Origin of the sequence: Cronobacter sp. EKM101R (genome assembly GCF_963888145.1) — a bacterium.
Classification (GTDB): domain Bacteria; phylum Pseudomonadota; class Gammaproteobacteria; order Enterobacterales; family Enterobacteriaceae; genus Cronobacter; species Cronobacter turicensis.
The window spans coordinates 1-508 of sequence record NZ_CAWPHW010000031.1 but is presented as its reverse complement, the minus strand read 5'-3'; the positions used below and the strand labels follow the sequence as shown (position 1 = coordinate 508).

Sequence of the window (508 nt, the reverse complement as noted above, 5' to 3'; positions counted from 1 at the left end):
TTAAGAACTACACCGGCTGGGACCATATGCGTTGTGATATGGATGCGGGGCGCTGAAATATGAAAGGACTCACAGTTGTTTTATTCACCACGCTAATATTTCTGACTGCAGGTTGTCAGGCGAAAGAGCCGCCAACGCAGGTGGTTTATCGGTTCGATGACCATCGCTACCTGGAACTCAAAGGCTGGAACTGTGAAGGGGAGCTTTGGTTCATTGATACGCAGCGAGGTATTCATTCACAAATTTACTCACAATTTTATCGTATTTTTACAAAGAAATTTCTTCATCCTTCAGATAGATATCTGGCAATACCGATTTGGACGTCTGACAGCCTCAGGGTGTCTAAAGATTACGGACGAACATGGCAACAAGCGATGTTTTCTCCTGGCGAAAATGAACCTGACGGAACAGATTCTCCTAAATATGAAGATATTCTTTCCTTCACCGTCGTCAACGATCAGGGTTTTTTACAGACGAAACACCGGCTGTATATGTCGTCAAAGCCGTT

Annotated in this window: 1 protein-coding gene; it reads left to right on the top strand. The window is 44.3% G+C overall.

Translation table 11 applies throughout. The features are described 5' to 3' along the window. Window positions 1-59: 59 nt before the first annotated feature. Window positions 60-508, top strand: a 449-nt coding sequence (locus AACV31_RS15115; RefSeq protein ID WP_445227746.1) for a T6SS immunity protein Tli3 family protein, incomplete at its 3' end; no start/stop codon positions are given.